This window comes from Kluyvera intermedia, from assembly GCF_034424175.1.
GTDB classification, from domain to species: domain Bacteria; phylum Pseudomonadota; class Gammaproteobacteria; order Enterobacterales; family Enterobacteriaceae; genus Kluyvera; species Kluyvera intermedia.
On the sequence record NZ_CP139986.1, the window covers coordinates 91,312 to 105,680 of the forward strand.

General features: G+C 51.5%; 8 protein-coding genes, 1 tRNA gene and 1 pseudogene. 3 read left to right on the forward strand and 7 right to left on the reverse strand.

Translation table 11 applies throughout. The features are described 5' to 3' along the window. Positions 1-59 precede the first annotated feature (59 nt). The 4 genes and pseudogenes from U0026_RS00450 to U0026_RS00465 all read right to left on the reverse strand — a co-directional run bounded on the left by U0026_RS00450 (position 60) and on the right by U0026_RS00465 (position 3,791). Positions 60-1,844 (reverse strand): P-loop NTPase fold protein, encoded by a 1,785-nt coding sequence (locus U0026_RS00450; protein WP_062775924.1) that lies wholly within the window; start codon positions 1,842-1,844, stop codon positions 60-62. Positions 1,845-1,877: 33 nt separating this feature from the next. Continuing rightward, positions 1,878-3,053 (reverse strand): tyrosine-type recombinase/integrase, encoded by a 1,176-nt coding sequence (locus U0026_RS00455; protein ID WP_062775922.1) that lies wholly within the window; start codon positions 3,051-3,053, stop codon positions 1,878-1,880. A gap of 162 nt (positions 3,054-3,215) precedes the next feature. Then, positions 3,216-3,310, reverse strand: a tRNA-Sec gene (locus U0026_RS00460). Positions 3,311-3,698: 388 nt separating this feature from the next. Then, positions 3,699-3,791 (reverse strand): annotated as a pseudogene (locus U0026_RS00465). Positions 3,792-4,081: 290 nt separating this feature from the next. Between U0026_RS00465 and U0026_RS00470 the strand changes: the two are divergent. Next, entirely contained in the window at positions 4,082-5,476 is a 1,395-nt protein-coding gene (locus U0026_RS00470) for a glycoside-pentoside-hexuronide family transporter (protein WP_062775920.1), read from the forward strand. Between the two features lie 11 nt (positions 5,477-5,487). After that, positions 5,488-7,806, forward strand: a complete 2,319-nt coding sequence (gene yicI / locus U0026_RS00475; protein WP_062775918.1) for an alpha-xylosidase — start codon at positions 5,488-5,490, stop codon at positions 7,804-7,806. Positions 7,807-8,045: 239 nt separating this feature from the next. Here the strand turns inward: yicI and U0026_RS00480 are convergent, their stop codons facing one another. Both U0026_RS00480 and U0026_RS00485 read right to left on the reverse strand, forming a co-directional pair. Then, positions 8,046-9,722 carry an AsmA family protein gene (locus tag U0026_RS00480; RefSeq protein WP_062775916.1) on the reverse strand — a complete coding sequence of 559 codons (1,677 nt, stop codon included), beginning with the start codon at positions 9,720-9,722 and terminating at the stop codon, positions 8,046-8,048. A 120-nt stretch (positions 9,723-9,842) separates the two neighbouring features. Then, on the reverse strand, positions 9,843-11,234 hold the full coding sequence (locus U0026_RS00485; RefSeq protein WP_062775914.1) for a nucleobase:cation symporter-2 family protein: 1,392 nt from the start codon (positions 11,232-11,234) through the stop codon (positions 9,843-9,845). A 284-nt stretch (positions 11,235-11,518) separates the two neighbouring features. Between U0026_RS00485 and gltS the strand changes: the two genes are divergently transcribed. Continuing rightward, positions 11,519-12,721, forward strand: coding sequence for a sodium/glutamate symporter (gene gltS / locus U0026_RS00490; protein WP_062775912.1), 1,203 nt, complete (start codon positions 11,519-11,521; stop codon positions 12,719-12,721). A gap of 133 nt (positions 12,722-12,854) precedes the next feature. On the opposite strand, the gene glpK is transcribed toward gltS, so the two are convergent. Next, complete coding sequence (gene glpK, locus U0026_RS00495) at positions 12,855-14,363, reverse strand: glycerol kinase GlpK (RefSeq protein WP_062775910.1); 1,509 nt, start codon at positions 14,361-14,363, stop codon at positions 12,855-12,857. Between the last annotated feature and the right edge of the window lie 6 nt (positions 14,364-14,369).

Sequence of the window (14,369 nt, forward strand, 5' to 3'; positions counted from 1 at the left end):
GGATAGCATTGCGCGCGCCGACAAGAATGTTTTTTGCTCTCATGCTCATTAATTCAATATCAATTTCCCGGAGATTGGCTGTTAAACGTTAAGGATTTAGCGGCAATACTATCTTCTAAAGCCTTCTTCACAATTCCAACCGTATCCGTTAATTGCATAACTGCGCCTTTTCGAAAAGATTTTGATAATCCTTTATGATGAGAGATTAAGGATGAATGTAACTTCCTGAGATGCGGTAACTCACTTGATAGGAAGTCAGATAAATTTGAAAAATTATAGAGTGATGCTAGATGATTGGAAAAGGTATTGATGTCACGAATGGTCCACTTATTTTTTATTGCGGAAATGATTAAGTCTACATTTAACTTTTCGAGCAAGTTGAATTTAAATTTTGACTGATAAACATCTGCGTCTATAGCAGACCAACCATCATTAATCATTTTATCTTTTAGCTGGTTTATTTTTTCAAAAGTTTTTATATCTTTGTATTTATCAACAAAAAAATTATGTATATCATCATTATCTCTTCTTAAAATGTGAAGAGGTATGTCATCGATGTTAGGATTTAAATCAGAAAAATATGTCTTTATTTCCTCATCACTAAAGGTTGTTTTTTTACTTAAAATTACTTTCTTCGTTAACCCTTTTCTTTTTGAAAGATAACTTGACTGTGATAATCTAATGTAATTATGTGTGGCCATCAACCAAATGGAGAGTTTTGGGTTGTCTTTTTTGAGAATTACTTTTTCAACTTCATCTAAATAATCTTTTTCTGAAATATCGAACAACTCAGGTTGCGCTAAACCAGCATAATCACTTTTTTGTAATTTTTGTCTTCTTGGGAAGAGATATGGAAGGATATCATTTTTTGATATTGCATTGAAACAATATGGAGCCATCAGATTGTTGTAAGATTTGTAAGCAGTGATGTTTAATAAATTGCTTTCTTCTTTACTAATCTGCTTGGTCTTATCATCAGATGTACTTGAGAGCGTTTTAAGGGATGATGATAGATAATTTTCATGATAATCATCTTTTTGATATGCAAATTTTTCCTTAAGTATTATATGCGCACATAATGAGCTTACTAAGTTCTTAATGTCTGCATCCCAAATCTCCTCATTTATCTCTGATACCTCAATAAGAGGTAATAATTTTACAACTACTCTATTGATTATTCTCAAGTTAGTTTCTTCAAAGTCTATTATAACTTTCGTTATAGTGTCTCTGCGCTTTTCATCTTGGCATTTTAGTTTTTCCGCTAAAATCTCTGAAATATTGCTGATCGAGAAATGAATTTCATCGCTTATCACTTTCTCTTTGTGATTTAATATTTGCTCGCTTTGCTCTGAGAAATTGCCGACTAAAATGTAATGGAGTAGTCTATTTTTTTGATATTGTTGTAAACAATAGGTCGCTATTTCATCTCGCAATTCTTTGGGGATTCTTTCAAGGTCGTCGATAATAAATATACCAGATAGGTCTTTAAGAACGTAATCTCTCATCGCACCCGAAAAGATTGTAAGAACCTGATCGGTAAGCTTTCCAAAACTTTCTTCTTGGGAGAACGCGGATGTAGCACTTGCAGTTAACTCACCAAGTTTTTCTATCTCGGATGAGTTTTCTAAATATGTCACACTGAGCATTCTATCCTTGAAATCTTGCAAGCTATTTAAACCTAGTGCAGACATATAAAAATGGCTTACATCATTATAAAATTTTTTGAACTCATGCTGTAAAAAATGAGTTTTACCAACACCCCATCTTCCATTTATTAATATAAGTCCGTCACGAGGCTCCTGTAAAATTCGGATCAATACACTAATTACGGTTTCTTTATTCACAATGTAGTCCTTTAATATTAATTAAAAGGTTTGTTAATTATTAGAGGGATAAAGTAAGTTATTATACCATTGCATCATTTGCAGTCTTTTCTCTAAATACAGCGCATGATTATAAGTCCCTCGAATACTATTCTTATCCACATGCGCTAATTGCATTTCGATCCAAGCACTATCAAATCCCTGTTCATGCAGGATTGTCGACATCGTGTGTCTAAATCCGTGACCTGTAGCACGTCCTTTGTAGCCTAGCAATTCAATCACCTGTGACACACTTTCTTTAGAAATGGGTTTACTACGGTTGTTTCTACCAATAAAAATGTAGGGATAATGTCCGGTAACAGGCTTTAGCTGCTTGAAAAGTTCAATCACTTGGGTAGATAAAGGAACAATGTGAGGCCTACGCATTTTCATCCGTTCAGCGGGGATTTCCCATATCTCTTTTCCGAGGTCTACTTCTTCCCACGTAGCAAAGCGCATCTCCTGCGTTCTTACACCAGTCAGCATGACTATCTTCGTAGCATTTTTAGTGATGATGCTACCGGTATACGCTTCGAGATCCCGAATAAAATGAGGCAATTCCTCGGCAGATAGAAATGGATGATGTTTTTGCTTCGGAACGGCCAAAGCGATTGCCAAATCAGGTGCTGGGTTGTATTCAGTGCGGCCAGTGATAATTGCGTATCGATAAACCTCACCGCATCTTTGGCGCACTTTTCTGGTCTTTTCCAGCGCTCCACGCTTTTCTATTCGTCGTAGCACCTCAAGCAGTTCCAGCGGCTTAATCTCACTTATAGGGCGCTTACCAATGTACGGAAAAACATCTTGCTCAAATGTCTTCATAATTTCTTCGCGGTAGGCCACTGTCCAGCGATCGGCTTTATTTGAATGCCACTCCCGACATATAGCTTCGAATGAGTTTTCTGTAGAGAGCTGCTGCGCCAGCTTTTGAGCTTTACGTTCTTCGACTGGGTCGATGCCATTTGCTACCTGCTTGCGTGCTGTTTCGCGTTTGTCGCGAGCCTCTACAAGCGAGACGAGACTGTAGGAACCGAATGACATTAACCGGGCTTTACCTGCAAACCGATAGCGAAATCTCCACCCTTTGGTCCCATCTGGATTTATGAGCAAGGATAAACCTTGTCCATCATTGAGGGTGTAGGGCTTGTCCTGTGCCTTAGCGCGTCGAATTTGTATGTTTGTAAGAGGCATGTGTATAAGTGAAATCTGTGTATAAAAAATTTATACACAACACTATACATATTTTTCGTGGATTTAGGGAGATTGTCTCGGACTTATACGGACGAGGCTATTAGATAACTTGCTGTAAATAATGGTTTTAAAGGACTTTGTCGGATGTGGTTAGATGAAAATTGGCGGAAGATCACAGGAGTCGAACCTGCCCAGGACCGCTGGCGGCCCCAACTGGATTTGAAGTCCAGCCGCCTCACCGGAGACGACGATCTTCCGCGCCTCTATTGCTACATGGAGGCAGCGCGCATTATAGCTACTTTCAATCATTTACCACATCCCCCAGGCACATTATTTATCGCCTGAATGATGCTCCCATTCTGGACTTAGGATAAAACCCTTCCTTTTCCAGAGGTTACCTTTGTGCATGGCAAAACGTTTTTCACCGCCGTCGTACATTATCTCGCCATTACTCCGACGATTAACGCGAATCTATCCAAAACTGCCCTATTTTTAACCACATAAGTTCAACTGTGGCGATGTTTTATCAGCCACTGCCAGCGTATGGGAACAGCGTAAACGTACCGGGACAGGTAATAACAGGTTTGAATGCAGCTTGAGGAAAATAGCGAGCAGGGAGGTAAAGCCGAAAAGAGAAGCGAAATTTGGCGGAGACCGCAGGAGTCGAACCTGCCGGGAGCCGTGAACGGCTACCACTGCAATAAAAGCCAATCGTCTCACCGGAGACGACGATCTTCCGCGCCTCGATTGCTACATGGAGGCGGTGCGCATTATAGCTACTTTCAAGCAGTTACCACATCTTTACTTACATTTATTTCGCTTCTGCTTTACGTCGTTAGCATCAAATAAACAGAAATCCCCACAAAATCCGTAAGTTACACTTCGACACACTCTATCCCCCTACCCAGATCACAGAAATTAAGAAACGTAATTTGATAACGAGATATCGCAATTCACCTTATAGCGCGGATGGTTTACAAATCGTGTAACCGGTTCCGGCGTGGACTCGGTGCAAAGGGGTTTGAAAGATGAAGAGTGAAGTATTATCTGTCAAAGAGAAGATTGGTTATGGCATGGGCGATGCTGCCAGCCATATCATTTTTGATAACGTCATGCTGTACATGATGTTTTTCTATACCGATATTTTCGGTATACCCGCAGGCTATGTTGGCACCATGTTCCTTTTGGCGCGTGCGCTGGATGCAATCTCCGACCCGTGCATGGGGCTGCTGGCCGACCGCACGCGGACTCGCTGGGGCAAGTTCCGCCCCTGGGTACTGTTTGGCGCGCTGCCGTTCGGTATCGTGTGTGTGCTGGCGTACAGCACGCCAGACCTCAGCTATAACGGCAAACTGATTTATGCGGCAGCCACCTACACGCTGCTCACCCTGTTCTATACCGTAGTCAATATTCCTTACTGTGCGTTGGGCGGCGTGATCACCAATGACCCGACACAGCGTATCTCTCTGCAATCCTGGCGCTTCGTTCTGGCCACGGCGGGCGGCATGCTCTCTACCGTATTGATGATGCCGCTGGTGAATTTGATTGGCGGCGACAACAAAGCGCTGGGCTTCCAGGGCGGGATTGCGGTGCTCTCGGTGATTGCCTTTGCGATGCTGGCTTTCTGCTTCTTCACCACCAAAGAACGTGTGGAAGCGCCGCCAACCAACAACTCGATGCGTGAAGACCTGCGCGACATCTGGCAAAACGACCAGTGGCGTATTGTCGGCCTGCTCACCATCCTCAACATCATGGCGGTCTGCGTACGCGGAGGCGCGATGATGTATTACGTCACCTGGATCTTAGGCTCCCCGGCGCTGTTTACCGCTTTCCTCACCACCTACTGCGTCGGCAACCTGATTGGCTCGGCGCTGGCAAAACCGCTAACCGACTGGAAATGTAAAGTCAGCGTCTTCTGGTGGACCAACGCCATTCTGGCGGTGCTGAGTCTGGCGATGTTCTTTGTGCCGATGAGAGCAGACATCATGATGTTCGCCTTCATCTTTGCGATTGGCGTACTGCACCAACTGGTGACCCCGATTCAGTGGGTCATGATGTCCGACACCGTTGACTACGGCGAATGGCGCAACGGCAAACGCCTGACCGGCATTAGCTTCGCGGGCACGCTGTTCGTGTTGAAGCTGGGTCTGGCGCTGGGCGGCGCGATGATTGGCTGGATGCTGGCAGGTGGCGGTTACGACGCCGCGGCCAAAGTGCAGAATCCGACCACCATCAGCATCATTATCGCCCTGTTTACTATCGTACCGGCAATTTGCTACCTGCTGAGCGCCATTGTGGCGAAACGCTTCTACACCCTGAAAACTCCGTTCCTCGTCAACATGATGGCGGAACTGGCGAGCGGTGCGCATCGCAATCAGCAGGACTTTGAAAACGTATCTATGAATCAATCTTTAGAGCATTAAGAGGACGAACTATGAAGATCAGTGATGGAAACTGGATGACCCAACCGGGCCTCAATTTGATTCATCCGGTCCAGGTGTTTGATGTTGAACAGCATGGCAATGAGATGGTGGTTAACGTGGCACCGCGTGATGTGCGTGAGCGCGCAGCACAGCTGGATACGCCGATGTTTGCTATCCGCTTTTTCTCACCGCAGGAAGGCGTGATTGGGGTGCGTATTCAGCACTTCCTGGGTGCGCTGGAAACCGGCCCGCACTATCCGCTGAACGTGCTGAAAGATGTGAAGGTGCAGATACAAGACAACGCAGAATTTGCCGAACTGAAAAGCGGCAACCTGAGCGTGCGCGTCACCAAAGGCGAGTTCTGGTCGCTGAACTTCCTGCGCAACGGCGTGCGTATTACCGGCAGCGAGTTGAAAAATAACGGCTACGTGCAGGATACCAACGACAATCGCAACTACATGTTCGAGCGTCTGGACCTGGGCGTTGGCGAAACGGTCTACGGCCTGGGCGAGCGCTTTACCGCGCTGGTGCGCAACGGTCAGAACGTGGAAACCTGGAACAAGGACGGCGGTACCAGTACCGAACAGTCCTACAAAAATATTCCGTTCTACCTGACTAACCGTGGCTATGGTGTGCTGGTGAATCACCCGGAAAACGTCTCCTTCGAGATTGGTTCTGAGAAGGTTTCTAAAGTGCAGTTCAGCGTGGAAGGCGAGTATCTGGAATACTTCGTCATCGACGGCCCAACCCCGAAAGAGGTGCTGAACCGCTATACCCAGTTCACCGGGCGTCCGGCGCTGCCACCGGCCTGGTCATTTGGTCTGTGGCTGACCACCTCATTCACCACAAACTACGACGAAGCAACGGTAAACAGCTTTATCGACGGTATGGCGGAGCGTGACCTGCCGCTGCACGTCTTCCACTTCGACTGCTTCTGGATGAAAGCCTTCCAGTGGTGCGACTTTGAGTGGGACCCGGTGACCTTCCCGGATCCAAAAGGCATGATCCAGCGCCTGAAAGAAAAAGGGCTGAAAGTCTGCGTATGGATAAACCCATACATCGGCCAGAAATCACCGGTATTCAAAGAGCTGAAAGAAAAAGGTTACCTGCTAAAACGTCCTGACGGTTCTATCTGGCAGTGGGATAAATGGCAGCCGGGCCTGGCGATTTATGACTTCACCAATCCAGAAGCCTGTGCGTGGTACGCAGACAAGCTCAAAGAGCTGGTGGCGATGGGCGTCGACTGCTTTAAAACCGACTTCGGCGAGCGTATTCCAACGGATGTTCAGTGGTTTGATGGCTCTAACCCGCAGAAAATGCACAACCACTACGCCTTTATCTACAACGAAATGGTGTGGGACGTTCTGAAAGAAACCGTCGGTGAGAAAGAAGCGGTGCTGTTCGCCCGTTCTGCCTCCGTGGGTGGCCAACAGTTCCCGGTTCACTGGGGCGGCGACTGCTACGCCAACTACGAATCGATGGCGGAAAGCCTGCGCGGGGGCCTGTCGATTGGCCTGTCCGGGTTTGGTTTCTGGAGCCACGATATCGGCGGCTTCGAGAACACCGCGCCTGCGGATGTTTATAAGCGCTGGTGTGCGTTTGGTCTGTTCTCCAGCCACAGCCGCCTGCACGGTAGCAAATCCTATCGTGTGCCATGGGCGTACGACAACGAGTCCTGCGACGTGGTGCGTTACTTCACTGAAATGAAGTGTCGCATGATGCCGTACCTGTATCGTCAGGCGGCGCTGGCCAACGAGCAGGGCACGCCAATGCTACGAGCGATGATGCTGGAGTTCCCGGACGATCCGGCGTGTGATTACCTCGACCGCCAGTATATGCTCGGCGATTCTCTGGCCGTTGCGCCAGTGTTCACCGAAGCGGGCGATGTGCAGTTCTATCTGCCGGAAGGCCGCTGGACGCACCTGTGGCACAACGACGAAGTGCAGGGCAGCCGCTGGCATAAACAGCAGCATGATTTTATGAGCCTGCCGGTTTACGTGCGCGACAACACTCTGCTTGCGATGGGTAACAATAACCAGAAGCCGAACTACGCATGGCATGAAGGCACGGAGTTCCAGTTGTTCCATCTGGAAGACAGGTGTGAAGCGGTGTGTGAAGTGCCAGCGGCGGACGGCTCGGTTATCTATACGCTGAAGGCGGAACGTCAGGGCAATACTGTTACCGTGAAAGGTCATGGTCAGGCGAGCGGCTGGACGCTGTGCCTGCGCAACGTTCAGCAGATTGCTGGCGTACAGGGCGGTACTCAGGCGGGTAGCGAGCTGGGCGTGGTGGTGACGGCGCAGGGTAATGACTTGGTGATTACACTGTAAGTTTGAGCTTGCCCCCTCACCCTAACCCTCTCCCCATTGGGGAGAGGGGACTGTTTTGTGCCGGTTTGCTCCCTCTCACTTCGGGAGAGGGGACCAGTTTGGTTTGCTCCCTCTCCCTTTGGGAGAGGGCCGGGGTGAGGGAATATTGGCTCGTTCAATCCAGTAGCCCGGGCCGGGTACGTCAGCACCGACCCCGGGGTTGCTCAGGGAAAAATCCCGGCGGCGCTCCGCTTGGCGGGCTACTTTATTTCACCACCCTGCATTTGCTGCGTTACTTCCTGTTTCCCCATATTCACCGCATGAAGCTGCCCATTCACCGTCGGCTTAAGCGGTGCATCGGCCTGAACGCTTGCGCTGGCGGTGAGCTGAATATTCCCATCCCCGCCAATAGCGAGCTGCGGCCAGCCCCATTGTTGCAGGATATTCAACGGCACGCCGCGTCCGTTTAACGTCACGCTGGTGTGTCGCTGCGGTTGCTGCGATACCGTGGCGGTGGCTTCCAGAATCCCTTTTTCGGTAAAGGCACTCAGCTCGGTCACGTTGACGTTCGAGGCATCGGCATTCAGCGCCATCGACGGCCGTCGAATGTCCACGCGATTAAAGGTCGCCGCAGCGCCGTTCAGCGTCGCACTGCCGCCCCAGACGCCCCACTGACGGTTTTTCACCACCTGGAGGTTTGCGCCATAGCCGTCCAGCGCCGTGACCTGCCAGGGGAATTCAGGGTCAATATCAATCACCAGATTACGACTCGCCCCGAATTTTTTCAGGGTGATGCTTTGCAGCCATTCAGGCAGCGGCGTCATCCACAGCGTTTTCCAGTTCTCCGGCAGCGTATATTCCAACCCGGCGATGACTGCATCGTCCAGCACCAGTGCGTTACCGGAACGCAGCCAGTTACCGGAACTGCGTACCATGCCACCTTCCCAGCGTGAGGTGAACTGGCGCAGCGCAATCCCCTGCGGCGAGAGTTCGGCATTGAGGATGGGGTCAAGCAGATGCAGCGAGCCGTAGATAAACTCGCTGGCATTCAGCGAGATCTTGCCATCGGTGCTCTGCCATCCGCCGTTGCTGAGCGTCAGGTTGCGCAAGTTGAGGTCCAGATCGGCTATCGCCCAGTCTGGGCCTTGCAGGCTGGCATCGGTCACGTCCAGGCGGCCAATTTGCAGAGAGGGCACGGTGGTCAGTGGTGCCATGAAATTGAGCAACGATTTGTCGCTTTGTAGACGGATGTCGTTGAGGCGCAGATTGTCCACCACCCAGCTACCGTCGGCGTTACGCCGAGCGTTGCCGGTCAGCGAACCGCGTGCCATATCAGCCCCGACGGTGGTTAACGTCACTTCGCTGCCGTTAATATCACCTTCAATTAACGCGTTGGTGGCTGGAACGCCGTTCAGCGAGAGCGAGCCTGCGCTCATCTGAATATGCGCTTTTTTCCCCAGCACATTCCCTGCTTCTGGCGACCATGGCGCTACGCCGCCGAAGACGCGTTGAGCACTGAGCTCCCAGCCGGTTTCCGGGCTGTTGAGCGCCATATTTCTCAGTTGTAAACGGTCGGCGGCAAATGGCAATGGCGCGTTGGACGGCGAGAGGTTCAGCGTCCCGTCCTGCAACAAGATGGTATCCACATGCAGTGGGTCGGTTATCTGGCGCGAGCTAAGGCCAATATCGACATCTTTGGCAACCAGCGTCGCGGGCTTGCCATCACGGCCAAACGTGACGTTTTTCAGCAGGATATGCGACGGGGAAGAGAAGCGATGATCCATCGCATCAAAGGTGACCTGATAGGCGGTGTTATCGCTTAGCCAATGGCTAATCTGACGTGCGCCCCAGCGTGTTTGCAGCAGAAAGTAAAAGGCCAGCATCACCAGCAGCAGGGCGATCAGTAGCCAGATAAGCAGCTTTCCAAGAAATTTCATGATCTTCCATCCTGAGCAGGGCACATAAACCTGTTATGCATGATTTATGCGCAATGCTCAAGGCGGGAATCGTATTATTCGATGTCAGCGGCAGTGGGCAAAGCCACTGCCGCATCGGGCTTACTCTTTCTCTGGCGGGAAGACCAGGTTCAGAATAATCGCCGTGATCCCACCGGCAGCGATGCCGGAAGAGAGCAAGTTTTTCAGCCAGTCCGGGGCGAACTGGAGGATTTGCGGCTGCTGAGAAACGCCAAGGCCGACGGCCAGCGACAGTGCAATAATCAGGATTGCGCGGCGGTTCAGCGGTTCGCGAGAGACAATACGCACGCCGGATGCGGCGATGGTGCCGAACATCACAAGCGTTGCACCGCCGAGAACCGGTTCCGGAATATGCTGGACGAAGCCGCTGACCGCCGGGAACAGGCCGAGAACGATCAGCATTAGCGCAACCACAAAGCCCACGTAGCGGCTGGCGACGCCGGTCAACTGGATAACGCCGTTATTCTGCCCGAAGCAGGAATTTGGGAAGGTGTTGAACACGGCGGAAACACAGGAGTTAAGGCCGTTTGCCAGCACGCCGCCCTTTAGGCGCTTCATGTAAAGCGGGCCAGAGACCGGTTGTTCAGACACGTCGGAGGTGGCGGTGATATCGCCAATGGTTTCCAGCGAGGTGATCATAAACACCAGCATCAACGGCAGCAGCAGGTTCCAGTCGATGCCTAAACCGTAGTAGAGCGGCGTTGGAACCATAATCAGAGCGCTGTTGGTGGGTGCGGTATTTTGCGGCAGCATATCGAGTGCCCAGGCCACCAGGTAGCCTGCCGCCATGGCGATGACCAGTGAAGCGATGCGCAGGTAAGGGTTGCGCTGACGGTTAAGCAGAATAATGATGGCGAGTACCACGCCCGCCAGCAGCAGGTTTTTCGGCGCGCCAAAGGTGTTGTTCGCCATCGCGGCATAGCCGCCGCCGATGGACGTCAGACCAACCTGAATCAGTGACAGACCAATAATCATCACCACCACGCCGGAGACCAGCGGAGTGATCACGCGGCGAGCCAGATGCAACACGCGGGATAGGGCCATCTCAGTGAAGCTTGCCAACATCAATGTGCCGAACAGCGCTGCCATCATCGTTGGTACATCGGCACCGCCGGTTTTCAGCGCCGTTCCGCCCATAATCAGCGGGGCGACAAAGTTGAAGCTGGTGCCCTGAATCGACAGCAGGCCAGAGCCAACCGGGCCCCAGGCTTTAATCTGAATGATAGATGCCACACCGGAGGCGAATAACGACATGCTGATAATGTGCTGGGTGTCTTCGGCGGGAAGCCCCAGTGCCTGACAAATCAGCAGCGCGGGGGTGATCACCGCGACAAACATTGCCAGCAGGTGCTGAAGTGCGGCGAACAGGGTTTGCGGAAGCGGCGGGCGATCTTCCAGACGGTAAATTAATTCGCTGTTGTGCTTCGGCGCAACCGGTTGCGCTTCGACGTGTTCGAGGGTGTTAGCGGACATCTTTTCAGGCCATCTCGTGTCGGAAAAGTGGCGATTTTAGCGGACTGGCTGGTAAAAGCAATCGGTTGCTTTGAAGTCGGGGAAAATATTGCGGCAAATACCCGGATAAAAGATACGTATTTGGTGGCAGGGGTTAACGAAATTGATGAGTAATAGTACCTTTTTCTATCACTTTTTCCCTTTTCTTGCTTACACTTTGGGCCGACGCCTCATGATGAGGCTCTCACGACATCGGAAATTTGTCGCGTATGAATGGATCATGCGTTTAGTAAGGAGCTGCACTTATGTTTCATCTCGATACCTTATCGACGCTCGTGGCCGCAACGCTGGTGTTGCTGCTCGGACGACAGTTGGTCCAGAACGTCCCCTTCCTGAAGAAATACACTATCCCCGAACCCGTTGCGGGCGGCCTGCTGGTGGCGCTGGCGTTGCTGGTGCTAAAGAAAAGCATGGGTTGGGAAATTGACTTTGATATGGGGTTGAAAGACCCGCTGATGCTGGCGTTCTTTGCCACCATTGGGCTTAATGCCAACATTGCCAGCCTGCGTTCAGGCGGGAAAGTGGTGGGCATGTTCCTGATTGTCGTTGTCGGCCTGCTGTTACTGCAAAACGCATTGGGCATCGGCATGGCAAAGCTGCTCGGTCTTGACCCTATTATGGGCCTGTTGGCGGGCTCAATTACGCTGTCGGGTGGTCACGGTACCGGTGCTGCGTGGAGCAAACTGTTTATCGAGCGCTACGGTTTTACCAATGCCACCGAAGTGGCGATGGCGTGCGCAACCTTCGGTCTGGTGCTGGGCGGGTTGATTGGCGGCCCGGTGGCGCGCTATCTGGTGAAGCATTCATCGTCACCAAACGGTACGCCGGATGACCAGGAAGTGCCGACCGCATTTGAGAAGCCGGATGTTGGGCGTGTCATCACCTCGTTAGTGCTGATTGAAACAATCGCGCTTATCGCTATCTGCCTGACGGTCGGTAAGGTGATTGCGCAACTGTTGATAGGGACGGCGCTGGAGTTGCCAACGTTTGTCTGCGTACTGTTTGTTGGGGTAATCCTCAGTAATGGTCTGGCGCTGGTGGGCTTTTACCGCGTCTTTGAGCGCGCGGTGTCGGTTCTGGGCAACGTGAGTTTGTCATTATTCCTGGCCATGGCGCTGATGAGCCTGAAGCTATGGGAATTGGCGGATCTGGCATTGCCGATGCTGGCAATCCTCGCGGTGCAGACCGTGGCCATGGCACTGTACGCCATTTTTGTGACCTATCGTTTGATGGGCAAAAACTACGATGCAGCGGTACTGGCAGCGGGTCACTGCGGTTTTGGTCTTGGCGCTACGCCAACAGCGATTGCCAACATGCAGGCGATTACCGAACGTTTCGGCCCCTCGCATACCGCGTTTCTGGTGGTGCCGATGGTGGGGGCGTTCTTTATTGATATCGTCAATGCGCTGGTGATTAAGCTGTATTTAATGTTGCCGATGTTTGGTTGAAATAAAAATGCCGGAGATAATCTCCGGCATTTTTTTTGCCTGATGGCGCTACGCTTATCCGGCCTACGGTTAGGTATCGTTTGTAGGCCGGATAAGACGCGTTAGCGTCGCCATCCGGCATCCCTTTCGGCGCTTACTCGTCGTGATCTTCCCACGCTAATGCGCGTTTCACCGCTTTCTTCCAGCCGCTGTAGCGGAAGTTACGTTCGGTGGTTTCAATCCCCGGGCGGAACTCGCGCTCAATGACCGCTTTCTCCTGCAACTCATCCAGATTCTGCCAGAAGCCGACCGCCAGACCGGCCAGATAGGCCGCACCCAGCGCTGTCACTTCACGCACTTCTGGACGCTCAACGCGCGTACCCAGAATGTCGGACTGGAACTGCATCAGGAAGTTGTTGGCTACCGCACCGCCGTCCACGCGCAGGGCGTGCAGACGAATACCGGAGTCAGCCTGCATTGCTTCCAGCACGTCACGGGTCTGGTAGGCGATAGATTCCAGCGTTGCGCGGATGATGTGGTTAGAGTTCACACCACGGGTCAGGCCGAAAATTGCACCGCGAGCATACGGGTCCCAATATGGTGCGCCAAGGCCAGTAAAGGCGGGCACCACGTAAACGCCGTTTGTGTCTTTCACTTTGGTGGCGAAGTATTCGGAATCGAACGCATCGCTAATCAGTTTCATTTCATCACGCAGCCACTGAATGGATGCACCCGCCATAAACACCGCGCCTTCCAGCGCATAGTTCACTTCGCCACGTGGGCCACAGGCGATGGTGGTCAGCAGACCGTGGCTTGAGGCCACCGCTTTTTCACCGGTGTTCATCAGCATAAAGCAGCCGGTGCCGTAGGTGTTCTTTGCCATCCCTTCTTTCACGCACAGCTGGCCAAACAGCGCCGCCTGCTGGTCACCGGCAATCCCGGCGATAGGAATACGCGTACCGCCTTTACCACCGATGTTGGTCTGGCCGTATACTTCTGACGACTTGCGCACGTCTGGCAGCATGGCGCGCGGGATATCCAGCACCTCCAGCATCTTGTCATCCCACTCTAGAGTGTTGATGTTAAAGAGCATGGTACGCGAGGCGTTGGTGTAGTCGGTGACGTGTACGCGTCCCTGGGTCATTTTCCAGATAAGCCAGGTATCGACGGTGCCAAACAGCAACTCGCCACGACGTGCGCGCTCACGGGAACCTTCTACGTGATCAAGGATCCACTTTACTTTGGTGCCGGAGAAGTACGGGTCAACCACCAGTCCGGTGGTATCACGCACATACTCTTCCATACCGTCACGTTTTAATTTTTCGCAAATATCCGCAGTACGACGGCACTGCCACACAATCGCGTTGTAAATCGGTTTGCCGGTTTCCCGCTCCCACACCACCGTGGTTTCACGCTGGTTGGTAATACCGATAGCGGCAATCTCGTCAGAGCTAATGTCGGCTTTTGCCAGCACTTCGACCAGCGTGGAGCTTTGGGTGGCCCAGATTTCCATCGGGTCATGTTCAACCCAGCCTGGCTTTGGATAAATTTGTTCGAATTCGCGCTGTGACACGCTGACGATGTTGGCGTCATGATCCATAACAACGGCGCGGGAACTGGTGGTACCCTGGTCGAGCGCAACGATATATTTTTTGTCAGTCATAATGAG

Excerpts from the sequence above, each read along its gene's own strand:
- gltS (WP_062775912.1), top strand. The coding sequence starts at position 11,519 with ATGTTTCATCTCGATACCTTATCGACGCTCGTGGCCGCAACGCTGGTG.
- U0026_RS00480 (WP_062775916.1), bottom strand. The coding sequence starts at position 9,722 with ATGAAATTTCTTGGAAAGCTGCTTATCTGGCTACTGATCGCCCTGCTG.
- U0026_RS00485 (WP_062775914.1), bottom strand. The coding sequence starts at position 11,234 with ATGTCCGCTAACACCCTCGAACACGTCGAAGCGCAACCGGTTGCGCCG.
- U0026_RS00455 (WP_062775922.1), bottom strand. The coding sequence starts at position 3,053 with ATGCCTCTTACAAACATACAAATTCGACGCGCTAAGGCACAGGACAAG.
- U0026_RS00470 (WP_062775920.1), top strand. The coding sequence starts at position 4,082 with ATGAAGAGTGAAGTATTATCTGTCAAAGAGAAGATTGGTTATGGCATG.
- glpK (WP_062775910.1), bottom strand. The coding sequence starts at position 14,363 with ATGACTGACAAAAAATATATCGTTGCGCTCGACCAGGGTACCACCAGT.
- yicI (WP_062775918.1), top strand. The coding sequence starts at position 5,488 with ATGAAGATCAGTGATGGAAACTGGATGACCCAACCGGGCCTCAATTTG.